23 protein-coding genes are annotated in these 23714 nt (G+C 67.6%); 7 read left to right on the top strand and 16 right to left on the bottom strand.

The features are described from left to right. Window positions 1-182: 182 nt before the first annotated feature. From JWS14_RS14740 to JWS14_RS14775, 9 genes are all read right to left on the bottom strand, one after another. Complete coding sequence (locus tag JWS14_RS14740; RefSeq protein WP_206013613.1) at window positions 183-938, bottom strand: PDC sensor domain-containing protein; 756 nt, start codon at window positions 936-938, stop codon at window positions 183-185. Next, window positions 935-1681 carry a FadR/GntR family transcriptional regulator gene (locus tag JWS14_RS14745; RefSeq protein ID WP_095862102.1) on the bottom strand — a complete coding sequence of 249 codons (747 nt, stop codon included), beginning with the start codon at window positions 1679-1681 and terminating at the stop codon, window positions 935-937. Before JWS14_RS14745 ends, JWS14_RS14740 begins: the two co-directional genes overlap by 4 nt. Window positions 1682-2291: 610 nt before the next feature. Then, window positions 2292-3845, bottom strand: a complete 1554-nt coding sequence (locus JWS14_RS14750; protein WP_095862101.1) for an AMP-binding protein — start codon at window positions 3843-3845, stop codon at window positions 2292-2294. Between the two features lie 81 nt (window positions 3846-3926). Continuing rightward, the gene (locus tag JWS14_RS51735; RefSeq protein WP_420855136.1) at window positions 3927-4241 is read right to left on the bottom strand and encodes a 2Fe-2S iron-sulfur cluster binding domain-containing protein; all 315 of its coding nucleotides are present in this window, start codon (window positions 4239-4241) and stop codon (window positions 3927-3929) included. Continuing rightward, window positions 4225-5310 carry an ABC transporter ATP-binding protein gene (locus tag JWS14_RS14755; protein ID WP_072937042.1) on the bottom strand — a complete coding sequence of 362 codons (1086 nt, stop codon included), beginning with the start codon at window positions 5308-5310 and terminating at the stop codon, window positions 4225-4227. The genes JWS14_RS51735 and JWS14_RS14755 overlap by 17 nt, the downstream gene beginning before the upstream one ends. A gap of 51 nt (window positions 5311-5361) precedes the next feature. Then, on the bottom strand, window positions 5362-6240 hold the full coding sequence (locus JWS14_RS14760; protein WP_072937041.1) for a carbohydrate ABC transporter permease: 879 nt from the start codon (window positions 6238-6240) through the stop codon (window positions 5362-5364). Then, window positions 6240-7205: a carbohydrate ABC transporter permease gene (locus JWS14_RS14765; protein WP_072937040.1), complete on the bottom strand. Its 966-nt coding sequence runs from the start codon at window positions 7203-7205 to the stop codon at window positions 6240-6242. Before JWS14_RS14765 ends, JWS14_RS14760 begins: the two co-directional genes overlap by 1 nt. After that, the gene (locus tag JWS14_RS14770; RefSeq protein WP_072937039.1) at window positions 7202-8527 is read right to left on the bottom strand and encodes an ABC transporter substrate-binding protein; all 1326 of its coding nucleotides are present in this window, start codon (window positions 8525-8527) and stop codon (window positions 7202-7204) included. Before JWS14_RS14770 ends, JWS14_RS14765 begins: the two co-directional genes overlap by 4 nt. A gap of 52 nt (window positions 8528-8579) precedes the next feature. Further along, the gene (locus tag JWS14_RS14775; protein WP_072937038.1) at window positions 8580-9602 is read right to left on the bottom strand and encodes a sugar-binding transcriptional regulator; all 1023 of its coding nucleotides are present in this window, start codon (window positions 9600-9602) and stop codon (window positions 8580-8582) included. A 150-nt stretch (window positions 9603-9752) separates the two neighbouring features. Here JWS14_RS14775 and JWS14_RS14780 point away from each other — a divergent pair, with 150 nt between their 5' ends. From JWS14_RS14780 to xylB, 4 genes are read left to right on the top strand one after another with little or no spacing between them, the layout of a single operon-like run. Then, window positions 9753-10757, top strand: a complete 1005-nt coding sequence (locus JWS14_RS14780; protein WP_206013614.1) for an NAD(P)-dependent alcohol dehydrogenase — start codon at window positions 9753-9755, stop codon at window positions 10755-10757. A gap of 10 nt (window positions 10758-10767) precedes the next feature. Next, window positions 10768-12249, top strand: coding sequence for a mannitol dehydrogenase family protein (locus JWS14_RS14785; RefSeq protein WP_206013615.1), 1482 nt, complete (start codon window positions 10768-10770; stop codon window positions 12247-12249). Continuing rightward, the gene (locus tag JWS14_RS14790) at window positions 12246-13169 is read left to right on the top strand and encodes a carbohydrate kinase family protein (protein ID WP_072937035.1); all 924 of its coding nucleotides are present in this window, start codon (window positions 12246-12248) and stop codon (window positions 13167-13169) included. Before JWS14_RS14785 ends, JWS14_RS14790 begins: the two co-directional genes overlap by 4 nt. Next, window positions 13166-14548 carry a xylulokinase gene (xylB, locus tag JWS14_RS14795; RefSeq protein ID WP_206013616.1) on the top strand — a complete coding sequence of 461 codons (1383 nt, stop codon included), beginning with the start codon at window positions 13166-13168 and terminating at the stop codon, window positions 14546-14548. Before JWS14_RS14790 ends, xylB begins: the two co-directional genes overlap by 4 nt. Before the next feature lie 53 nt (window positions 14549-14601). Here the strand turns inward: xylB and JWS14_RS14800 are convergent, their stop codons facing one another. Next, the gene (locus JWS14_RS14800) at window positions 14602-15606 is read right to left on the bottom strand and encodes an NADP-dependent oxidoreductase (protein WP_206013617.1); all 1005 of its coding nucleotides are present in this window, start codon (window positions 15604-15606) and stop codon (window positions 14602-14604) included. Between the two features lie 25 nt (window positions 15607-15631). Next, window positions 15632-16018, bottom strand: a complete 387-nt coding sequence (locus JWS14_RS14805) for a DUF1304 domain-containing protein (RefSeq protein ID WP_206013618.1) — start codon at window positions 16016-16018, stop codon at window positions 15632-15634. 80 nt (window positions 16019-16098) lie between these two features. Between JWS14_RS14805 and JWS14_RS14810 the strand changes: the two genes are divergently transcribed. Then, complete coding sequence (locus tag JWS14_RS14810) at window positions 16099-16695, top strand: TetR/AcrR family transcriptional regulator (RefSeq protein ID WP_072937031.1); 597 nt, start codon at window positions 16099-16101, stop codon at window positions 16693-16695. Window positions 16696-16774: 79 nt separating this feature from the next. Here the strand turns inward: JWS14_RS14810 and JWS14_RS14815 are convergent, their stop codons facing one another. Further along, window positions 16775-17392 carry an acyl-CoA-like ligand-binding transcription factor gene (locus tag JWS14_RS14815; protein ID WP_072937030.1) on the bottom strand — a complete coding sequence of 206 codons (618 nt, stop codon included), beginning with the start codon at window positions 17390-17392 and terminating at the stop codon, window positions 16775-16777. Between the two features lie 151 nt (window positions 17393-17543). On the opposite strand from JWS14_RS14815, the gene JWS14_RS14820 reads away from it, so the two are divergent. Both JWS14_RS14820 and JWS14_RS14825 read left to right on the top strand, forming a co-directional pair. Beyond that, entirely contained in the window at window positions 17544-18371 is an 828-nt protein-coding gene (locus JWS14_RS14820; protein ID WP_072937029.1) for a mycofactocin-coupled SDR family oxidoreductase, read from the top strand. 36 nt (window positions 18372-18407) lie between these two features. Next, complete coding sequence (locus tag JWS14_RS14825) at window positions 18408-19262, top strand: mycofactocin-coupled SDR family oxidoreductase (protein WP_095862095.1); 855 nt, start codon at window positions 18408-18410, stop codon at window positions 19260-19262. A gap of 206 nt (window positions 19263-19468) precedes the next feature. On the opposite strand, the gene JWS14_RS14830 is transcribed toward JWS14_RS14825, so the two are convergent. From JWS14_RS14830 to JWS14_RS14845, 4 genes are all read right to left on the bottom strand, one after another. Then, the gene (locus JWS14_RS14830) at window positions 19469-20698 is read right to left on the bottom strand and encodes an allantoate amidohydrolase (protein WP_072937027.1); all 1230 of its coding nucleotides are present in this window, start codon (window positions 20696-20698) and stop codon (window positions 19469-19471) included. A 96-nt stretch (window positions 20699-20794) separates the two neighbouring features. Beyond that, the gene (locus JWS14_RS14835) at window positions 20795-22111 is read right to left on the bottom strand and encodes an FMN-binding glutamate synthase family protein (RefSeq protein ID WP_206013619.1); all 1317 of its coding nucleotides are present in this window, start codon (window positions 22109-22111) and stop codon (window positions 20795-20797) included. A gap of 10 nt (window positions 22112-22121) precedes the next feature. Further along, on the bottom strand, window positions 22122-22820 hold the full coding sequence (locus JWS14_RS14840) for a GltB/FmdC/FwdC-like GXGXG domain-containing protein (RefSeq protein ID WP_072937025.1): 699 nt from the start codon (window positions 22818-22820) through the stop codon (window positions 22122-22124). Then, the gene (locus tag JWS14_RS14845; protein WP_206013620.1) at window positions 22808-23704 is read right to left on the bottom strand and encodes a class II glutamine amidotransferase; all 897 of its coding nucleotides are present in this window, start codon (window positions 23702-23704) and stop codon (window positions 22808-22810) included. Before JWS14_RS14845 ends, JWS14_RS14840 begins: the two co-directional genes overlap by 13 nt. Window positions 23705-23714: the final 10 nt, after the last annotated feature.

Genomic DNA, 23714 nt, shown 5'->3' on the forward strand with positions numbered 1-23714 from the left:
GGCTCGCTCCCACCGCCGGCGGTAGTCCCGCGCGCCGCAGGAGTTGTGACGCCCGCCACATCATCGTGGCACAAGGAGAGTCTATAAGCAATAGAAGATATTTTCACTTTTTAAAGTTCTAGCGCGAAGTGCCAGGTCAGGGGCTACCGGACACGGGTAACCGCGGATCCGAGGCCCCGGGATCAGGGCAGAGGCGACACCAACTGCCAGCTTCTGCCGTTCGGGAAGAGGTCCGCGGCCAGTTCCGACGTGGACCACGACGTGACGTCGTCCGGTTGCAGAAGGTCCCCGGGTAGGTATCCGGACGTCGTGGAGGCGATGACGCGCAAGTCCGCATTCACCAGAACGACGGGACTTCGGCCCCGGTCCCCCGTGAACAGGAAACGCTCGAACCGATGCGCCAGAACATCGGCACCCGCGACGCCGGCGAAACCACCCGCAGTGATGACCGGCACCGAGATCGTGACCGTGTAGCTGTAGGAGTCGATACCGCCGAAGTCGACGTACGGTCCGATGATGGCAGGGGTGCCGCAGGTCTGAGGAATGGAGAACCAGCCCCGGCTGGAGTAGTCGTAGAAGGACACCTGTCCGGGGTTGACGCTGTGGCCGATGAACTCGAGATCCCCGTGGTCGTCGTAGCCCCACCACTCCATCCAGTACGGGCTGTCCGTCAGATAGTCCACGGCGGTGGCCACGCCGATGCGATCCACCGCGTACTCGGGGTTCCGTAGACACGCCTGCAGACTCTCGCGGATTCCGCCGAGATCGGAGCGGGCGGGTCGACGCCCGTCCCGCTCGACGCGATCGAGCAACTCGCGCATGTCGGCACGCACACGAGTGAGGCTGTCCAGTGTCACGCGCAGATAGTTGGTGATCTCTGCGGTCAGCCGATCCAAATCCGGAAGCTGCGCGGGCCGGCGGCCGTCCTCGTTCTTCACGTCGCCGCCAACGCGAGGTGACGATCGACCAGAACGCGGGTTTCTCGTGCACAATGCTCCAGCGCATGGCGATGTGCGGCGTCGGGATCACGATTGCGGATGGCCTCCACGATCAAACTGTGCTCGCGGATCGCATCGTGCGGATCCAGCACGTCCGTGTCCCACAGCAGCGGGGCCACCTGGGCCTGCGCCTGGACGATCAACGTCGTCAGATGCGACGACTGCGCCGCGGCGCCGAGTTCGATGTGGAAGCGGCTGTCCGCGCGGCGTCGAACGTCCGCACGAGTGGCCTCGGCAAAATTCCGTGCGAGATCCTCCAGCCGATCGACGTCCTCGGGCAAAGCGCGCAGGGCCGCAAGGCGGGTTGCCGCGCCCGTCAACGCCCCCACCAAGTCCCCGAGGTCCCGCAACTTCTCCGCACTCGTCGTGCGAAGTTGCGCGTCCGCCCGTTCGCGGTCGGCGGTGCCGAAGTCGCGGACGTAGCTCCCCCCGCCCCGGCCTCGCCGGGTTTCGATCAGACCGCGGTCCCTCAGTACGGTCAGAGCCTGCCGCAACGTCACCGTCGAAACCTGCAGTTTGGCGGCCAACTCGGCCTCCGTGGGTAGCCGTTCCCCGCCGGCCAGCAGGCCGACCGCGATCGTCATCTCCAGTTGATGCACGACGCCGTCGACCAACTTCGAGACGGAGTCGTCCCGCACTCGACCGAGATCGACAGAGAAGACGTCTTTCTCCACAGAATTCATATCCCCGCCAACGCACTTCAGGACGGATGAGAGTCTGACGAAGCCGGAGGGTGCGTCCGCCGAGGCTCCACCCCACGCTTAAACATCATAACTATACTTTATCTTCTCTCACCGTACCTGCTGCCCGGTTTCGACCGGGCTCGCCCCACCCAATGGGACGCCCAGCCGCACAGGAAGTCGATTCGGCTGTGCGGCTGAGCGAGTATCGAAGGCAGTGATTTACACGGGGTATTCCGCGCAGCCCGGCTGCCGTCCTAGGCGGGGGCGTCGACGATCTTCCAGTAGGAGTCCTTGCGGACGATCTTGTCGTCCCGGAACTCCCAGTGGTCGCATCCGCGCGCGCTCACCTGCTTGCCGTCGGTCGTCGTGCGGGTGACAAGTCAACTCCTCGTTCGAGCAGGGCTATCCGGAAGAGCTCGAGCAGCGCGTGCTGGCCCACTGGCCGGCCTGACGTGGGGCCGGCTGGGGTCTGATGTGCCCTCGGTGGCGCGGGGCAGGAGAACTCCGCCCTCGATGACATCCATCGTCCGCCACCGCAGCGGCGCCTCCACCCAGGAATTGAGACGTATCGACCTGCACGGCCGGTACGTTCCACACTGAAAACTCGATGTCAGTTGACCTGACGTGCGTGTCCGTCCCAATACGGGGAGCGCAGTTTGAACTTCTGCAGCTTGCCGGTGGCGGTGCGGGCCAGCTCACTGCGGAACTCCACCGAGGTCGGTGCCTTGTACCCGGCCAGATGCTGCTTGCACCAGCCGATCAACTCCGCCTCCGTGCCGCTGTCGGACGGTGTGCCGGGGGTCAGGACCACCAGGGCCTTGATCGTCTCTCCCCACTTCTCGCTCGGCACCGCGATCACGGCCACCTCGGACACGGCCGGGTGGGAAAACAGGCAGTCCTCGACCTCGATCGAAGACACGTTCTCACCGCCGGTGATGATCACGTCCTTCTTCCGGTCGGCGATGGTCAGATATCCATCGTCGCCGACGACGCCACCGTCGCCGGTGTGGAACCAGCCACCGGCCAGCGCCTTCTCGGTCTCCTCCGGTTTGTTCCAGTAGCCCTCCATCACGACGTTGGAGCGGGCCAGCACCTCCCCCGCGCCTTCCTCGCCCTCCTCGATCTGCAGCCGGACACCGAGCGCCGGGGCGCCGGCCCGGATCAGTTTCGCCGCGCGGTCCTCGGGGTCGAGGTCGTCCCATTCAGCGCGGGTGCGGTTGACGGTCAGCAGCGGGGAGGTTTCGGTGAGACCGTAGATCTGGATGAACTCCCAACCGAGTTCCTCCTCGACCCGCACGACGGTCGTCGTGGGCGGCGGCGCAGCGGCCATGATGATCCGCACCCGGTCCCGGCCGGGAATCTCGCCCTCCCAGGTCTGTGCGGCCTCGAGGACCGCGGACGCGACCGCCGGCGCCCCACAGAGCACCGTGACCCCGTGGTCGCGGACCCGCCTCAGGATCTCGGCGCCGTCGACCTTGCGCAGGACGATGTGCCGGGCGCCGACGCCGGTCAGCGCGAACGGTTGACCCCAGCCGTTGCAATGGAACATCGGCAGCGTGTGCAGGTACACGTCCCGGTCACCGATCCCGGCGTGCAGCCCGAACGTGACCGCGTTGACCCAGATGTTGCGGTGGGTGATCTCCACACCCTTCGGGCGGGCGGTGGTCCCGGAGGTGTAGTTGAGGGTGGCGATGGCCGACTCGTCCGGCTCCCACGGCTGCGGCACCGCCCCGGGAGCGGCGTAGAGGTCGGTGTCCGAGCCCAGGACGAACTTGTGCTCGCAGTCGACCTCCGCGAGCGCGTCCTCGAGTTCGGGATCGACGTAGAGGACGCGGGCACCGGAGTCCTCGACGATGTACCGGACCTCGTCGGGGCGCAGCCGGAAGTTGGCCGGGACCAGCACCCGGCCCGAACCGCTGACCCCGAAGAACGAGGTCATCAACCGGCTGGAGTTGTGGCTGACGATCGCGACCCGCTCACCGGCGCCGATGCCGAGTTCATCGAGCTTGGCGGTTTGGCGGCGGGCCAGGTCGGCGATCTCGGCGTAGGTCAGCGACCCCTGGGACGGGGCGGGTTGGTCAGGTTCGTCGACCACACCGATCCTGTCCCCGTACACGGTCTCCGCGCGGTCGAGAAAATCGTTGACACTGAACGGGACAAACACAACTCCTCCTACGGATGTTCGTACGCCGGTGATGCCAGGGTTCTGCCCTGGTGTCGCTACCGGACGAGGGCAGGTTCCTCTTTACGCATTCGAAGACCAGTGTCGACCTGTGGTGTCGGAGACGTACTGCATCCCCGCTGGGGGGTTCCGGCCCGGCTCGGAGTCGGCATGGGCGCTTCCGCGGGGGTCGGGCACGCCGACGACGCCGCGAACTTCGCATGTTCTGCATGTGTCCTCCTCACACGAGGTCATTACATCTTTGCCTGTGCCGAGGTGTGCGTCGAGATGCGAGTCGTAGCCCTCGAGGTCGAAGCGCGCATCGCCGTGCGGGCGCGGGAGTCTTACTTCCCTGCCCGCACGGCGAATCCGGAACCCGACGTCAGTCCCCGATCCGATCCCCCGTCTCCGGGTGGAACAGGTGCACCGCTCCGTCTCGCTTGCGCAGTGAGACGGTGTCGGCGAGCCGGGCGGGGGTGCGGGTCAACGACCGGGCGACGAGTTGGGTGCCGTCCCCGGCGATGTGGGTGTGGACGTACGATTCGCTCCCGAGCTCCTCGACGAGGTCGACGATCACCTCGATGCCGCCCTCCCCGGTCGACAGTTCGAGCTGCTCGGGCCGCACGCCGACCGTCACGGTCTCCAGGCCGGCCGCGTGCAGCGTCGACAGCTGCTCGCGTTCGAGCGGGAGCGTCGAGTTCCCGAGGCGCACGCCGTCGCTGACGATGGGCATGGTCATCAGATTCATTGCAGGCGAACCGATGAAACCGGCGACGAAGGCGTTCTTCGGGCGATCGTACAGCTCGGTGGGAGCCGAGAACTGTTGCAGCTTGCCGTTCTTGAGGACGGCTACCCGGTCACCCATGGTCATGGCCTCGACCTGGTCGTGGGTGACGTACACGGTGGTGGTGCCGAGCCGGCGCTGCAGCGCCGCGATCTGGGTGCGGGTCTGGACGCGCAGCTTGGCGTCGAGGTTCGACAGCGGCTCGTCCATGCAGAACACCTGCGGCTCACGCACGATCGCGCGGCCCATCGCCACCCGCTGACGCTGACCTCCGGACAGCTTGCCGGGTTTACGGTCGAGATAGTCGGTGAGGTCGAGCAATTTGGCGGCATCGGCCACCTTCTTCTTCCGTTCCTCCACACCGACCCCGCGCATCTTCAGCGCGAATCCCATGTTCTCGCCCACCGTCTTGTTGGGGTAGAGGGCGTAGTTCTGGAACACCATCGCGATGTCGCGATCCTTCGACGGCACCCCCACCATGTCCTTGCCGCCGATCTCGATGGTGCCCTCGTCGATGTCCTCGAGGCCGGCGAGCATCCGCAACGCCGTGCTCTTGCCGGAACCCGACGGGCCGACGAGGACGATGAACTCGCCGTCTTCGATGTCGAGGTCGAGCGAATCGACCGCCAGCGTGTCGGCGTTCTCGTAGAGGCAGGAGGCGCCCTTGTACGCGATGTCAGCCATGATTGCTCCTCAGGTGGGTACTAACGGTGGGGGAAGTGGTTGCCGGGGTGATCATTTGATCGCGCCGAAGGACAGGCCGCGAACCAGTTTGTTCTGCGCGACCCAACCAGCCAGGATGACCGGGAGCGCCGCCAGCGTCGCCGCCGCCGACAGCCGGGCCCAGTACAGGCCCTCACCGGTGATGAATCCGACGAGGAACACCGGAATGGTCTGCGCCTGAACGGCAGTGAGGTTGACGGCGAAGAAGAATTCGTTCCACGAGAAGATCACGCAGATCAGCGCGGTCGCCGCGATACCGGGGGACACGAGCGGGAGGATCACCTCACGCACGGACGTCCACAGGCTCGCGCCGTCCATGCTGGCGGCCTCGAGCAGTTCGCCCGGAACCTCGAGGAAGAACGAACGCATCATCCACACCGCGATGGGTACGTTCATCGCCGTGTACAGGATGATCAGCGCCCAGATGTTGTCGAGCAGTCCGATGTCGTTGACGATCACGTACAGCGGGATGATCGCGGCGACGATCGGGAGCATCTTCGTGCTGATGAAGAAGAACAGGGCGTCCTTCGTCTTGCGGACCGGCCGCAGCGACAGCGCGAACGCCGCCGGCACCCCGAGCACCAGCACGAGGATCGTCGATATGGCGGTCGCGAACGCCGAATTCAGCAGTGCGGTGCCGATGCCGCTGTCGAGGACCGCCTTGAACTGGTCCAGGGTGGGGGTGAAGAACAGTTTCGGCGGGGTCGTGTAGGCGTCGCCCTCCTGCTTGAACGCGGTGAGCACCATCCACGCCACCGGGAAGAAGAAGCCGAGCGCCACGATCCACGCCACCACACTCCACGGGCTGAACTTGCGGTGCTTGCGCGCCCGCTTGGTCTCCGGAGCGGTGGAAGTGGACTCCACCGGCGCCGCCGCAGTGTCGGTACTCATTACGCTGCCTCCTCGTTACCGGTAAAGCTCTTGAAAATCAGGCGCAACGCCAGGGTCGCGACGACGATGGTCGCGATCACCACGATGACGCCCATCGCGGCGGCCTGCCCGATGTCGAAACCGAGGAATGCGCGCTGATAGATGTAGAAGGGCAGGTTGGCACTGGCGGTGCCCGGCCCGCCCTGGGTCATCATGTAGATGGCGTCGAACGTGTTGATCAGGTAGATCGCACCCAGGACGGCACCGAGTTCGATGAACCGGCGCAGATGCGGGAGCGTCAGTTCGCGGAACATCGCGAACGGCTTGGCGCCGTCCACCCGGGCCGCCTCGAGGATGTCGCGCGGCATCGACTGCAGTCCGGCCAGGATCAGCAGCATCATGAACGGCGTCCACTGCCACACCAGGCTGACCATCACCGAGGCCAGCGGGAACTTGCTGACCCAGTCGACCTGCCCCACCCCGAACGGGGAGAGCACGAAGTTGACGATGCCGAACACCGGGTCGAACATCGTCGTCTTCCACAGCAGCGCGCCGGCGACGGGTGTCACCAGGAACGGCGTGATGAGCAGAGTACGCACGATGCCACGGCCCAGGAACGCTCGGTCCAGCAGCAGCGCGAGGAGCAGACCCAGCACCACCGAGATCAGCACGGTCCCGACGATCAGGATCACGGTGTTGACCGCGACCTCACGGAACTGGCTGTCCTTGAACACGTCCACGTAGTTCTGCAGCCCGACGAACTCGCGGGAACCGGGCCGCACCAGGTTCCAGGACTGCGTCGAGTAGTACAGCGTGAACAGGAACGGAATCTGCGTCACCACGATCATGAAGATCAGGGCGGGCAGCAATGGCCCCCGGCGACGCCAGCCCTCGGCCCGGGAGACGCTGTCGTCCTTGGCCTCCCGCAGTTCCCGCACCCGGTCGGCGGTGCCGTCCGCGGTGGGTTTCTCGGCGATGGTGGTCATCTTTCCTCCCGATAGGTCGCGCCGACGACCTCGGCGTACTGCTGTGCCTGGGCGAGTGCCTCGGGCACGGTCTGCTGGCCGGCGATCGCCGCGCTGATCTGCTGGCTGACGCGGGTTCCGAGATCCTGGAACTCGGGGATCGCCAGGAACTGCACGCCCGTGTACGGAACCGGTTGCACGGTGGGAGCTTCCGGGGTCGCGTTCTCGATCGCCTCGAGCGTCAGCGGTCCGTACGCCGCCGAGGCCTCCTTGTACTCGGGAATCTCGTAGGTCGAGAGTCTGCTGCCCGGAGGCACCCGCTCCCAGCCGAGATCCTCACCGACCGTGCGTATGTATTGCTTGTCGGTCATCCACGAAATGAACTTCCAGGCCGCATCGGGGTTCTCGCTGCTCTCGGGGATTCCGAGCGCCCAGCTGTACAGCCAGCCGGAGTTGTCCTTCACCTCGATGGGCGCGGGTGCATACCCGATCTTGCCGACGACGGCGCTCGAGGACGGATCCTCGAGCGTGGAGACGGCGGACGTCGAGTCGTACCACATCGCCACCTGACCCTGAGCGAGCTGCGTGGCGCACTCGCCGAAACCGCTCGTCGCGGCGCCGGGCTCGCCGTACTCGCGCACCAGGTCGACGTAGAACTGGACCGCGCGTTCCACCTCGGGGCTGGTCAGCTGAGCGTTCCAGTCCTCGTCGAACCAGCGGCCACCGAACGTGTTGATGACGGTGTCGAGGGGTGCGAGCAGTTCACCCCAGCCGGGCTTGCCGCGCAGGCAGATGCCGGCCATGTCCTCGGAGTCGAGTTGCTTCGCCGCCGCGGCCACCTCGGTCCAGGTCGGCTTCTCCGACAGGGTGATTCCGGCCTGCTCGAACAAGTCCTTGCGGTACATCAGGAACGAGGACTCGCCGTAGAACGGCACCGAGTACATGCTCCCGTCGTAGGACAGCGACTCGCGCAGGGTGGGGATGAAGTCGGCCTCGTCGTAGCCCTCCGTCGCCTGGGCGTACTCCGACAGGTTCTTCAGCCAGCCGTACTGCGCCCACTGCGGGGTCTCGTAGTTGCTGATCATCACGACGTCGAACTCGCCGCCACCGGTTGCGGTGGATGCCGTGATCTTCGCGCGCGCCTGGTTCTCCGACAGCGTGACGAACTTCAGGTCGATGTCGGGGTTTTCTTCCTCGAACTGCGAGGCGAGCTTCTGCGCATCTTGCATCTGCGAGTTGGAGACCATCGCGATGGTGATGGTCTGGTCCGATGCGCCCAGCGATCCGGCGCCCGCGCATCCGCTGAGCGTGAGGCAGAGTGCTCCTGCCCCCGCTACCAGCATCGTCGCCGGTTTCCTGTGTTTCTTCACCGATCTTCACCTCTCTTGCGTGGTGCTACTGATCGAGCAGCCAACGCGCGCATTCGATGTCGCAAACCAGCATCTTGGCCAGTCCGCCGTGGAGGGCACCCAGTGCCGCTTGGTGTTTGGCGACGCCACCGGTGACGAGGATCGATCCCTCGCACGCGCGGATGTCGTCGAGAGGAACGGACATGGCCCGTTCGTCCAGTGGTCCGGAGACCTCGGTTCCGTCGAGCCGGTAGAAGCGTCCACCGACTTCACCGACCGCGCCGAGGCCGGTGAGCACGGACAGCATGTCCGTGTCGATGAAGCTGCCCTCGAACAACGTTGTCGACGTGGAGACGGCGCCCGTGCCGAACATCATCATCTCCGCAGTCCGGCCCGCCTCGAGCGCCTTGGAGATGACGGAGTCGCCCCGCATGGATACCACGGTCGATGCGTCCGCGTACAGGGGAACGGGAAGCCGAACGGTGTTGGCCTGCAGCTGCTCTGCGCATCTACCCAGGACGTACTCCGTTCCGGTCTGATAGTTGATCGCACTCACCGAGCCGTCGAGCTGGACGACGGATGCGCACGTGGCCGCACCGGACGGCAGCCCCTGCGCGACGGCGACCGTTTCGGGCCCCCAAGTGAATCCGAGGGTGTCGCCTTCCCGGATCCGGCGGACGAGGAGGGATGCGGCGGCGCGCCCGACACCGGCGAAGCTGTTGTGGTCGTCGATCGCACCGGCGGCGTCGACGGAGTCGGCGACCACCACCGCCTCGACGAGGCCGTACTTCTCCTCGAGCGCGCGCTCCTCGTCCGAGCGCAGTGCATCCCGCAGATGCGCGGGTGCCTGCACCTCGATGCGCACCAGGCCCTGGGCACGGGCTCGCGCCACCAGCCGGCCCGCGGTCGGGCGGGAGACACCGAGTCGCGTGGCGACCTCGGCCTGGGTCATTCCGTCGAGGTAGTACAACGTTGCGGCGCGCAACGCGAGGCGCAGATCCTCCGTCGTGGACGGCGGTGGTGCCGCGATGGGAGACGGCGTCGGGGCCGTCGAGTTGGGGGACGTCACTGGTTCTCCTCGCCATGATCCCGAGCCCGTCGAGTGTGTCTTCGGAGCCTCGAGAAGCCGTGAGCAAATGATCACTATGCGTTCATCTGCTCAATACGCTAGCATCGAAGTGTGACCCACACAACACTCCCATCGGATATCCCCAGGACGATGCGTGCCAGCGTGCTCGTCGAGCCGGGCGCGATCGAAATCCGGGAACGGTCCGTGCCCACTCCAGGCCCCGGTGACGTCCTGATCCGCGTGGCCTCGGTCGGCGTCTGCGGATCGGACGCCCACTACTACCGCGAGGGCCGCATCGGCGAGTTCGTGGTCGATCAGCCGATCGTGCTGGGACACGAGGCGTCGGGCACCGTGGTGGGTGTCGGGGCCGGCGTCTCGGCGGAGCGCATCGGGCAGCGAGTCTCCATCGAACCGCAGCGCCCCGACCCGGACACCGACGAATCCCGGCGCGGTCTCTACAACCTGTGCCCGCACATGCAGTTCTATGCCACCCCGCCGATCGACGGGGCGCTGGCCGAGTACGTGACCATCGGCTCGGCGTTCGCGCATCCGATTCCCGACGAGATGTCCGAGGACGCGGCCGCACTGTGCGAGCCGTTGTCGGTGGCCATCGCCACCACCCGCAAGGCCGGCGTGACGGCGGGTTCGCGGGTTCTGATCGCAGGTGCGGGGCCGATCGGAATCGCACTGGTGCAGACGGTCCTCGCGTTCGGTGCCACCGAGGTGGTCGTCTCCGACCTCGACCCCCGGCGGCGCGACGTCGCAGCGAAATTCGGTGCCACCGCAGTGCTCGACCCGCGCGAGCAGGACGTCGCGGGACTTCACGTGGACTCGTTCGTCGACGCGTCGGGCGCCCCGAGCGCGGTACTGGCCGGCATCCAGGCGGTCCGGCCTGCGGGAACCGTTGTCCTGGTGGGCATGGGCGCCCCCGAGATGACGCTGCCCGTCCAGACCATCCAGAACCGAGAGTTGGTTCTGACCGGGGTGTTTCGTTACGCCAACACCTGGCCGACGGCGATCGCGCTGGCGCGGTCCGGGCGCGTCGACCTCGATTCGATGGTCACCGGAAGATTCCCGCTCGCCGAGGCGGAACAAGCACTGAACGCAGACCGGACGCCGGGCAGCCTCAAGGCCGTCGTACGCGTCCAGGAATGAGGAGAGACCGATGCAACTGAGCGCGCAGGCACTGCAGCAGTTCGACGACACCGTGCAGGTGCCGAACTACGACCGAGGCGACATCACCGTGGGCATAGTGCATTTCGGTGTCGGCGGATTCCACCGGGCACACCAGGCGATGTACGTCGACCGCCTGTTGCGGCGCGGTCAGGCGCGCGACTGGGGCATCTGCGGAGTCGGGGTGCTGCCCGGTGACCGGCGCATGAAGGACGCCCTCGACGCCCAGGACGGCCTGTACACGCTGGCGCTGCGACACCCGGACGGCACCTGGGACGTGAGCGTCATCGGGTCCATCGTCGACTATCTTCTCGCCCTCGACGACCCCGAGGCGGTCATCGAGAAGATCGCCGCGGAGACCACCCGGATCGTCTCGCTGACGATCACGGAGGGCGGCTACAACTTCACCCACGACACGGGCAAGTTCGACGCCGAGAACCCCGACGTCGTGCACGATCTCACCGACGGGGCCGTCCCGCGGACCACGTTCGGACTCGTCGTCGAGGCCCTGTCCCGGCGCCGCGCGCGCGGGTTGCCGTCACCGACCATCATGTCCTGCGACAACATTCAGGGCAACGGCGACGTGGCGCGCCGGATGTTCCTGGCGTACGCGGAGTTGAAGGACCCGGACCTCGCCGAGTGGATGCGCGCCGAGACGTCGTTCCCCAACTCCATGGTCGACCGCATCACACCCGTCACCACCCCCGAGGTGACGGAGGCGCTGTCGTCGCGCTTCGGCGTCGACGACCGGTGGCCCGTCGCAGCCGAGCCGTTCACGTCATGGGTGCTCGAGGACGCGTTCCCGCTCGGACGCCCGGCATTCGAGGACGTCGGTGTACAGGTGGTCGACGACGTCGAACCGTACGAACTGATGAAACTGCGCCTGCTCAACGCCAGCCACCAGGGCCTCTGCTATTTCGGATACCTGGCCGGGTACCGACTGGTGCACGACGTCGCACAGGATCCGCTGTTCGCCGACTTCCTGCTCGCATACATGGACGACGAGGCCACACCCACCCTGGCGCCGGTCCCCGGCGTCGACCTCGACGACTACAAGCGCACGCTCATCGAACGCTTCTCCAATCCCGAGATCCGCGACACCGTCGCTCGCCTGTGTGCCGAATCGTCCGACCGCATCCCGAAGTGGCTGCTGCCGGTGATCCGCGAGAACCTGGTGGCCGACCGGCACATTCGACTGTCGGCCGCGATCGTGGCGAGCTGGGCCCGCTACGCCGAAGGAGTCGACGAGGACGGACAACCCATCGACGTCGTCGACCAGTTGAAGGACTCCCTCGTCCCGATCGCGCGCAGCCAGCACGAGAACCCCACGGCCTTCATCGAGAACCGATCCGTCTTCGGCGATCTGGCCGACAACCCGCGCTTCGTCACCGCCTACCTCTGGGCGCTGGACTCACTGCACGGCGTCGGCGCACGGAAGACACTCGAGGCTCTGCGTGAGAAGGTGCAGTCATGAGTCTGGTCATCGGTGAAGCCCTCATCGACATCGTCACGGCGAGCGACGGCGCCACCACCGAATACGTCGGCGGTAGCCCGCTCAACGTCGCGGTCGGCCTCGGCAGGCTCGGTCGTCCGGTCGAATTCGTCACCCGGATCGGCGACGACACACGGGGCCGGTCGATCATCCGGCACCTCGAGCAGTCGGGGGTGAGCGTCGCGCCCGGCAGCGTCACCGCGCAGCGAACCGCGACGGCCCACGCCACCCTCGACACTGCCGGATCCGCCACCTACGAGTTCGACATCGAGTGGGACCTCCCCTCCCCCAGCGGGGCATCCGCCCCGTCGCTCGTCCACACCGGTTCCATTGCCGCCGTGATGGAACCCGGCTGCGATGTGGTGGCAAACATGCTCGAACGCCGGCGCGCCGCCGCGACGATCAGCTACGACCCCAACGTGCGACCGGTGTTGATCACCGACAAAACGCGCGCCCGGGAGCGAATCGAGCACCTCGTGTCGATCTCCGACATCGTCAAGGTCAGCGACGAGGACCTCCGCTGGTACGACCCCGATCGGGACCCCGTCGACATCGCCCGCGCGTGGCTGTCGCGCGGTCCGGCGATGGTCGCGGTGACGAAGGGCGCCGAGGGCGCCTTCGCGGTCTGCGCGGCCGGACTCGTCGAGGTCGCGGCCCGCCACGTCGAGGTGGTCGACACCGTCGGAGCGGGCGACGCGTTCATGGCCGGACTCCTCGACGGATTCTGGTCGCACGGCTTCCTCGGCGCGGAGAGCCGCGCCGCCCTCCACGCGATCGAACCGGACGAACTGCGGAACGTGCTCGACAACGCCGTACTGATGTCGGGCCTCACGGTCGCGCGCGCCGGGGCGGACCTCCCTACCCGCGAGACACTGGACCGCGCGGCGGGTGTGCGGCAATGACACTCGTCGCGGGCATCGACTCGTCCACCCAGTCGTGCAAGGTGATGGTCTGCGACGCCGACACCGGTGAGTTCGTCCGTGAGGGCAGGGCGTCGCATCCGGACGGCACCGAGGTCGACCCTCGCGAGTGGGCGTCGGCCCTCGACGACGCCATCGCCGCGGCGGGTGGCCTGGACGATGTCGCCGCAGTGTCGGTCGGCGCGCAACAGCACGGCATGGTCTGTCTCGACGACGCGGGCGCGGTCGTGCGTCCGGCGTTGCTGTGGAACGACACTCGCTCCGCCGGCGCCGCCACGCAACTGGTGGAGGACCTCGGCGGTCCGGACGCGTGGGCGGATGCGGTGGGTGTGGTGCCCCTCGCCGCGATCACCGTCAGCAAACTGCGCTGGCTCGCCGATTCCGAACCGGCGAACGCCGACCGGACGTCCGCGGTGTGCCTGCCCCACGACTGGCTCGCCTGGCAGCTCACCGGCCGATCCGACCTCGGCACCCTGGCCACCGACCGCGGCGACGCCAGCGGCACCGGATACTTCTCCGCCGCAACGGATTCCTACCGGACCGACCTGCTGTCGCTGGCGCTGCGGGGGCGCACGGCCGCCGTGCCGCGTGTCGCCGGGCCCGCCGAGCGGATCGGTGAGACCCGCTGGGGTGCCGCCGTCGGACCGGGCACCGGGGACAACGCCGCCGCAGCACTCGCCCTCGACGCCCAGGAGGGCGACGTCGTCGTCTCCGTGGGAACGTCGGGCGTCGTGTCCGCGGTGTCCGTGACACCGGCGAACGATCCGGGCGGTTTCGTCGCCGGCTTCGCCGACGCCACCGGACGCCAGCTGCCGCTCGTGTGCACGCTGAACGCCGCCCGGGTCCTCGACGCGACCGCCTCGCTACTGGGAGTCGATCACGACGAGCTGTCGCGGCTGGCGCTGTCGGCGCCGTCCGGCAGCGGCGGCCTGGTGATGGTGCCGTACTTCGAGGGCGAACGCACCCCCAACCGTCCCGACGCCACCGGCTCCGTTCACGGTCTGCGGCTGGCGAATTCGACGCCCGCCCACCTCGCTCGCGCGGCCGTCGAGGGGCTGCTGTGCGGTCTGGCGGAAGGCATCGACCACCTGATCGCCCAGGGCGTCACCGTGCGTCGGATCCTCTTGATCGGCGGCGGTGCCCGCTCACAGGCACTGTGTGAACTCGCGCCCGCCATCTTCGGGGCGCCGGTCCTCGTGCCGCAGCCGGCGGAATACGTCGCGATCGGCGCGTGCCGTCAAGCGGCCTGGACCCTCGCCGGGACCCCGGAGCCGCCGCAGTGGAGCCAGACGTCCACCCGGCGCTTCGAGGCCGACCCGGCACCCGACGTCCGCGAGCGGTACTCCTCCGTGAGGCGCTGACGCGCCTGTGCGCGGTTAACGAGTCTCTGGACTCCTTAGCCGCGCACGGGTGGCTACACCTTCACCAGCATCTTCCCGACGTTCGCGCCGCGCATGAGCTGCAAGAACGCGTCGACCGAGTTCTCGATGCCGTCGACGACGGTCTCGTCGTGCACCACGTCGCCGGACGCGAGCCACGGTCCCATCTTGGCGGCGAACTCGGGGAACACGTGGGTGTAGTTGCCGAGCGTGAAGCCCTCGAGGGTGAGACCGCGGCTGATGATGTTCACCATGTTGTCGGGGCCGGGAGTGCGCTCGGTGGCGTTGTATGCCGCGATCGCGCCGCACAGTGCGGCCCGCCCGCCGGGGCGCATGACGTCGAGGGCGGCCTCGAGGTGATCGCCGCCGACATTGTCGAAGTAGACGTCGATGCCGTCGCCCGCGAGTCCGCGAAGCTGCTCGCGCACCGGCGCCTGCTTGTAGTCGAAGGCGGCGTCGTATCCGTACCGGTCGGTCAGCAGCGCGACCTTCTCCGCGGACCCGGCGGATCCGATGACCCGGGACGCGCCCTCGAGTCGCGCGATCTGTCCGGCGGCGGTCCCGACCGCTCCCGCGGCTCCGGAGATGAACACGGCGTCGCCGGCCTTCAGGTGGGCGATGTGCACGAGGCCGACGTAGGCGGTGAGCCCGGTCAGTCCGAGAATCCCGAGGTAGGCCGAGATCGGCACTCCCGGAATCTCTTCGACCACGCGGAACGCCGAGGCGTCACCCTGCGCGACGTCGCGCCACCCGAGGTCGTGGACGACCACCGAGCCGCCCGGATGGGTGGCGGCGGTGGATTCGACGACGCGACCGACGGCCCCGCCGGTCATCGTCTCGCCCAGCACGAACGGCGGGATGTACGACTTCACATCGTTCATCCGGCCGCGCATGTAGGGGTCGACCGAGACGAACTCGTTGTGCACGCGCACCTGCTCGGGCCCGAGTGCGGGCAACTCGACGGAGGCGGTGCGGAAGTCGTCCTGGGTGGGCCAGCCCACCGGCCGGTTGATCAGTTGAATCTGGGTGCTCGACGGCATGGTGTTCCTTTCGATACTTCTGAGGTCACAGCGCCAGTCCGAGCGCGAGGAGGACGACGGCGAGCAGCGGCAGCGTCCCCTGGGTGATCGCCGCGCGAGCCTTGTCGGGCGACGACAGCAGGAGTACGAGCGCCGCGAGCAGCATGGAGCCCGCGCCGGCGAACACGAGGGCCGATCCGACCGCGGTGGCGCCGATGGCGACGGCGACGATTCCGACTGCCGTCACGATCGCGAGGAAGAGGTTGTAGAAGCCCTGGTTGAAGGCAAGCTCCCGGGTGGCGGCGGCCTCTTCGACGCCGGTCCCGAACGTCGCGCGGGTGCGCGGAGCGGTCCAGAGGATGGATTCGAGCACGAAGATGTACACGTGCAGCGCACTGGCGAGTGCGGCAAGAACAAGACCCGCGGCGACCATACGAAATCCCTCCTCGTTCTGAACTGACCATTTCAATATATACTGAAATGGCCGTTTCACAACCACGAGTGAGGATCGTCATGCCGCGCACGCAGGACTTCGACACGGCCGAGGTGGTCGGCCGCGCCCGCGACCTGTTCTGGGACAAGGGCTTCGAAGCCACGTCGATACCCGACCTCGAGCGCGTCACCGGTTTGAATCGGTCGAGCCTCTACAACGCCTTCACCAGCAAACGCGGACTCTACGACGCCGCAGTGCACGACTACCTGGACCGGGTGGTGCGCCCTCGGCTCCGCATCCTGACCGACGAGCCCACCCGCCCCGACGCCGCCTCGCGCTACTACCGCAGCCTCGCCGGCGCCCTCGCCTCCCTCCCCGACGAAACCCCCGGTCGCGGCTGCCTGCTGCTCAACAGTGCCGCCGGTTTCGCCGCACACGACGACACGCAACGGTCCGTCGTCGAGAGCTACCAGCGTGAACTGTCCGGGGCGCTCACCCACGCACTCCGCGCCCACGACCCCGACGCCCCGGCCGCCACCCTGCAGCACCGAGCCCGGCTCCTGACGTCCCTGTCCGTCAGCGCCCTCCTGCTGTCGCGGGTCGACCGCGACGAGGCCGTCGCGGTCGCGAACACCGCCGTCGAACAGCTGGAGGAATGGCGCCCCTCCCGTACGTGAGTGGAAAAGAGTGCCCGAACACGCTTTGCCACTCACATGGGGGTCACGGTGGCGCGCCGTGTCGTCGAGCGCGGCGACCTCACCGGGTGGCGGGTTCCGGTGGCAGCAGGAGATCGAGCGACCGGGCGAGGGCCTCGTCGAGGTCAACACCAGGGTTGGTGAGCCAGAACTCGTGCGCGGTGTGAACCGCCGCCACCACCGCGTACCCGACCGCTGTCGGGAACAGTGCGGTCGCCGGCTCCCCCGATCGGACGCTGGCGAACTCGGTGGCCGCAGCACGCCACGCGGCGTGCCGGGCCGCGGCGTGCACCTGCACCGCCGGGACGCTGAGCACCAACTGAGCCCGGTGCCGCGCCCACTCGTGCTGGTCTTCGGGAACGTGCAGGGCCCCGATCACCGCGCGTGCGACGACCGTCCGGTACGGCTCGGCCGGCAGACCGGCCGAGAGTTGTTCGCACAGCCTGGCCAGTTCGGCGTCCGACTCGACCCAGAGGACATCGGCCTTGGACGGGAAGTAGCGGAAGAAGGTGCGGCGGCTGATGCCGACCTCCGCGGCGATGTCGTCGACGCTCGTCTGCTCGAACCCATGGGTGAGGAACAGCCGCTGCGCCACCGCTGCCAGCTCGTGCGCACTGGTCGCCGCGGGACGCCCACCGCGGTCGGAGGGTGCGGGGGTTCGGTCGCCGATCCTGGTCACGCGTCGATGATCTCAAAGGCCGAGTGCCCGGCGGACGACTTCCCAACCGAATCACCCAATTCGCGATGTTTTGTCACCGCATGACATAACCTGCTCGATACGACGCGATGCCGCTCGAATCGGCGCCGCATGTGCCGGAAGGTCAACTGTCATGGGACAACTCGAGAATCAGGTCGCATTCATCACAGGCGCCGCACGCGGCCAGGGACGCAGTCACGCATTGCTCCTCGCCCGGGAAGGCGCGGACATCATCGCGGTGGACGTCTGCCGCCCGGTGGAGACCGTGCCGTATGCGACGGCCACCCCGGACGATCTCGCCGAGACCGCGCGCCAGGTCAAGGCCCTCGGCCGCCGGATCGTGACCGCCGAAGTCGACGTCCGGGACCTCGCCGCGCTCACTTCAGCCGTCGACGACGGGGTCGCTCAACTCGGCCGACTCGACATCGTGCTCGCCAACGCCGGAATCTCGGTACCCGCGCCCACGCTGGAAATGTCCGAACAGACGTGGTCGACGATGATCGACGTCAATCTCACCGGCGTCTGGAAGACCTGTGTTGCCGCGGTACCCCACATCATCGCCGGAGGACGCGGTGGCTCGGTAGTGATCACCAGTTCCCTCGCGGCCCTCAAAGCCAACGCGAACACCGCGCACTACTCGGCCGCCAAGGCGGGCCTGATCGGGTTCATGCGCGTGCTCGCGCAGGAACTCGCCCCGCAGAGCATCCGGGTCAACACCATTCATCCCACCACGGTGGCGACGGACATGATCCTCAACGAGCCCACCTACCAGCTCTTCCGACCGGATCTCGGACACCCCACGCGTGCCGACTTCGAGGAAGCTGCGCTCACGCTCAACGCGCTTCCCGTCCCCGCACTGGAGTCGATCGACATTTCGAATGCGGTGCTGTACCTGGTCGGTGACGCCGGCCGGTACATCACCGGCACCACGCACACCGTCGACGCCGGCGGACAACTCTGACAGCAGCGAAATCGTTCCATCAATCAGGAGGTAATCATGGGAATGCTGGACGGGAAGGTCGCATTCATCACCGGTGGAGCACGCGGCCAGGGGCGCGCGCACGCTGTAACCTCGGCGCGCGAGGGCGCGGACGTCGTGGTCATCGACATCGCCGCCCAGATGGGCACCGTGCCGTACAAGATGGCGGACGGATCCGACCTCGCCGAGACGGTTGCGCAGGTCGAGGCCCTCGGGCGCCGGGCGCTGTCGTTCGAGGTTGACGTGCGGTCGCAGGCTTCACTCGACGACGCAGTCACCCAGACCATCTCGACGTTCGGAAAGATCGACATCCTGATCGCCAATGCGGGTATCTGGACACAGGCACCGTTCTGGGAGCTCAGCGAAGACGACTGGGAAGAGATGATGGGCGTCAACCTGACCGGCGTGTGGAAGTCCGCGAAGGCCGTGGCACCACACATGATCGAGCGCCGAAGCGGGTCCATCGTCATCACGTCCTCGGTCAACGGACTGGAGCCGGGCATGAACTACGCGCACTACGTCACGGCCAAGCACGGCGTGATCGGATTGATGAAGAACATTGCGCTCGAGCTGGCGCCGTACGGGATCCGGTGCAACTCGATCAACCCGGGAGCGATCAAGACACCGATGACCGACCACCAGGGCGCCTGGGACATGTTCGCCGGCCACGAGGGCGGGACCGAGGCCGACATGATCGAGGGCGGCTATCACTTCCACGCCCTCAAGGGCACGACGTTCATGCCGCCGCAGGTCATCGCGGATACTGCGCTCTACCTGAACTCCGACCTCGCCGCGTCGGTGACAGGCGTGACCATCCCCGTCGACGCCGGCCACCTGCTGCTGACCGGCTCGAATCCCGCACCTGTCAGATAGCGAGCAGGATGATGCGAGAGGTGGCAAACCCCGCCACGCTCACCGCCGACAAAGGAAGGGTGCCGCGGCGCAGCCCGGCCGCCGTGGTCGGATAGCGTTCCGAATCGCCTACTGGTGCTGCACGTGCGGCACGTCCCTGACCCGAGGGGCGCGCCGCACGTGAGTGGCAAAGAGTGCCCCGGCACGCTTTGCCACTCACATGGGGGTCAGGTGGCGGTCACCCAGTCGGCCATCACGTCCGCCAGCGCCTCCGCGCCACGGTTGCAGTCGTCGGCTTCGGCGAACTCGTCGGGCGAGTGGGACACACCGGTCGGGTTGCGGACGAACATCATCGCGGTGGGTACCTTCGCCGACAGGATCCCCGCGTCGTGGCCGGCCGCGGTCGGGAGGACGGGGATGTCGCCTAGGTGAGCGAGGGACCGGCGCAGTCGCTCCCGGATGTCGTGCGGGAAGTCGACGATCGGTGTCACCGATTCGGCGTCGACCTCGAGACCGATGCCGTCGGCGGCCGCGTAGGCCTGCGCCTCGGCGGTGATCTGCTGCACCAGTTTCGTCAGCGTCTCCTCGTCGGCGGCCCGGGCGTCGAGCCACGCCCGCACCTCCGACGGAATGGCATTGGCACCGTTGGGAAGTACCCGCACCTTGCCGAACGTGGCGACCGCCTCGTGCAGCGCCGCGGCGGACCGTGCGGTGTGGACCGAGGACGCGAACGCGAGCATCGGGTCGCGGCGGTCGACGAGCCGGGTGGCGCCTGCGTGGTTGGCCTCCCCGGAGAACACGAACTGCCACCGGCCGTGCGGCCAGATCGACGAGGCCACGGCGATGGGGCTGTCGATCAGGTCCAGAGCGCGCCCCTGCTCGACGTGCAGTTCCACGTACACGCCGACGCGGTCGACGAGGTCGGGGTCCTCGCCGAGTTGGTGTGGGTCGCGGCCGGCGGAGATCAGTGCCTCGCCGAGGCTGATGCCGTCGTTGTCTCGCAGAGCCAGTGCACGGGCGGGTGTCACCGCCCCGGTGGACAGTTGCGAGCCGACGCAGGCGACACCGAATCGCGCACCCTCCTCGTCGGAGAACGCCGTGACCGCCACCGGACGCGTCGGAACGATGCCCCGTTCTCGCACCAGGTCGATCGCCGCGAACGCCGACACGACCCCGAGGGGTCCGTCGTAGGCGCCGCCGTCAGGCACGGAGTCGAGGTGCGATCCGGTGACGAAACTGTCGCGTGGATCGCCGTCCCATCCCTCCGGCATCCACCAGGCCCACAGGTTGCCGTTGCGGTCTTCCTCGACGCTCATCCCCCGCTGCCGGGCGCAGTCGCCGAACCATTCGCGCAGCGTCATGTCGGAGTCGTTCCACGCGAAGCGGCGGTACCCGCGCGTCGACTTGTGCTGACCGACATCGAGAATGGTCGCCCACAGCGAATCGAACGAAGTCATGTATTGGGTCCTCTACTCGTAGGAATAGGCGCTTCGCGCCCGTGCGCCTTTCTGGTTGTTCCAGCTACCAAAAAGGCGCACGGGTGGCGGAGCCGCCTACAGGGCTCCCGGAATCCAGGTGGTTCCGGCGAGGGGCACGCGGGCCATGGCGGACGCCTCGACGGTGAGGGCGACGAGGTCCTCCGGTTCGAGGTTGCGCAGGTGCGACTTGCCGCAGGCGCGGGCCAGGGTCTGCGCTTCCATGGTGAGGACCCGCAGGTAGTTGGCGAGCCGCCGTCCGCCCTCGACGGGGTCGAGGTTCTTCGACAGTTCCGGGTCCTGGGTGGTGATCCCGGCGGGGTCCTTCCCGGCCTGGAAGTCGTCGTAGAACCCGGCGGCGGAGCCGAGTTCCTCGTACTGCTTCGCGTAGCGGGGACTGTTGTCTCCCAACGTGATCAGGGCGGCGGTGCCGATCGCGACGGCGTCCGCACCGAGGGCCATGGCCTTCGCGACGTCCGCGCCGCTGCGGATGCCGCCCGACACGATGAGCTGGACCTTGCGGTGCACCCCGAGTTCCTGCAGCGCCTGGACGGCCTGCGGGATCGCGGCGAGGGTGGGGATGCCGACGTGCTCGATGAACACGTCCTGGGTGGCGGCGGTGCCGCCCTGCATGCCGTCGACGACGACGACGTCGGCGCCGGCCTTCACGGCGAGCTTCACGTCGTAGTAGGTGCGGGTGGCACCGACCTTGATGTAGATCGGCTTCTCCCAGTTGGTGATCTCGCGCAGTTCGATGATCTTGATGGCGAGGTCGTCGGGACCGGTCCAGTCGGGGTGCCTGCATGCCGACCGCTGGTCGACACCCATGGGGAGGGTGCGCATCCCGGCGACGCGTTCGGTGATCTTCTGCCCCAGCAGCATTCCGCCGCCACCCGGCTTGGCGCCCTGACCGAGGACGATCTCGATGGCGTCCGCCTTGCGCAGGTCGTCAGGGTTCATCCCGTACCGCGACGGCAGGTACTGGTAGACGAGGTTCTTCGACTGTCCCCGCTCCTCCGGGGTCATGCCGCCGTCACCGGTGGTGGTGGACGTGCCGACCTCACTGGCGCCGCGGCCGAGGGCTTCCTTCGCCTGCCCGGACAGCGCACCGAAGCTCATGCCGGCGATGGTGATCGGGATGTCGAGGTGCAGCGGGAACTTCGCGTTGCGGTCACCCAGCACGACGTCCGTGTCGCACTTTTCGCGGTACCCCTCGAGCGGGTACCGCGACATCGACGCCCCGAGGAACAGGAGGTCGTCGAAGTGGGGCAGCCTGCGCTTGGCGCCCCAGCCGCGGATGTCGTAGATGCCGGTCTCGGCGGCCCGCTGGATCTCGGAGATGACGCCGCGGTCGAAGGTCGCCGATTCGCGCAGGGCCGGGTTCGGGGTGTTCATGACGGGTCTCCTAGTACGCGCTGGCGTTGTCGACGTGGAAGTTGTAGAGCTTGCGGGCGGAGCCGTAGCGGGTGAACTCGGACGGGTCGGCGTCGAAACCGGCCTGATCCAGCAGATCCCGCAGTTCCGTCAGGTGCTCTTCGCGCATCTCCTTCTTGATGCAGTCGGCGCCGAGGGAGGCGACGGTGCCGCGCACATAGATCCGGGCCTCGTACAGCGAGTCGCCGAGGGCCTCGCCGGCGTCGCCGAGGACGACGAGACGTCCGGCCTGACCCATGAACGCGGACATGTGCCCGATGTTGCCGCCGACGACGATGTCGACGCCCTTCATCGAGATGCCGCAGCGGGCGGCGGCATTGCCGTCGATCACGAGCAGCCCACCGTGGGCGGTGGCGCCGGCGGACTGCGACGCGTCGCCCTTGACGTGCACCGTCCCCGACATCATGTTCTCGGCGACCCCGACGCCGGCGTTGCCGGTCACGGTCACGGTGGCCTGCTGGTTCATGCCGGCGCAGTAGTAGCCGACGTGGCCCTCGATCGTGACGTCGATGTCCGAGTCGAGGCCGCAGGCGAGAGCGTGCGCACCCTGGGGGCCGGTGACGGTGACCGTCCTCGGCGCCTCGGGCGAGGTGAGCCGCTCGTTGACGGCCCGGGTGCTCGACGACGCGAGGTCCAGGACAGTTGCTTCGGTGGTGGCTACCGGTGCCATACGTACACCTCTTCCGGTTCGGGCTCGAAGATTCGGGCGTTCTCGACGCCGGGCAGGTTCGCCAGGGCGCGGTATTCGGAGGCCATCGCGACCCACTGGTCGGTCTCGGCGATGACGGCGGGCTTGCAGGAGATGGCGTCGCGGACCACGGCGAACGAGTCGGCGGTCGAGACGAGGAGGGTGTAGAAGCCGTCGAACGTCTCGTTCAGCATCAGGAGCGCCTTCTCCAGATCGACGCCCTCGGCGAGTTGCTTGGCGACGAACCGCGCCCCGACCTCGGTGTCGTTGGCGCTGTCGAACACGACACCGTCGCGCTCGAGCTGGTGCTTGATGCTCATGTGGTTCGAGAAGGACCCGTTGTGCACCAGGCACTCGTCGGGGCCGACGGAGAACGGGTGCGAACCCTCGGCGGTGACGGCGGATTCGGTGGCCATCCGGGTATGGGCGACGCCCTGCCAGCCGGTGGCGGCGGGCAGCCCGAACCGGTTCGCCAGATCGACGGGGTTCCCGACGCCCTTGAGGACGGTGAGATCGTTGCCGAAGCCGATGACCCGTGCCGTGGGGACGACGCTGCGCACAGCCGCGGCGAGATCCTCCGCGCCGACGACCCCGTGCAGGATCGTGGTCGGGTCCAGGTCGAGTCCGGTGATCGTCGTGTCGAGGGTGGACGACAGCGTCGCGGCGAGATCCGCTGCGGGGATGGGGCAGTCGAGCAGGGAGACCGTCGACTCCCCTTCCGGCGACCAGGTCCGGTCGCCGTAGATGGCCATGCCGGCGGAATCGGGGCCGCGGTCGCACATCTGCGCGAGCATGTCGGTGAGCAGGGCGCCGAGTTGTGGGTAGAGGGACGGCTCACGCAGGTGAAGTCCGACGATTCCACACATGGATGTCTCC

It is taken from the genome of Rhodococcus koreensis (assembly GCF_017068375.1).
Classification (GTDB): domain Bacteria; phylum Actinomycetota; class Actinomycetes; order Mycobacteriales; family Mycobacteriaceae; genus Rhodococcus_F; species Rhodococcus_F koreensis.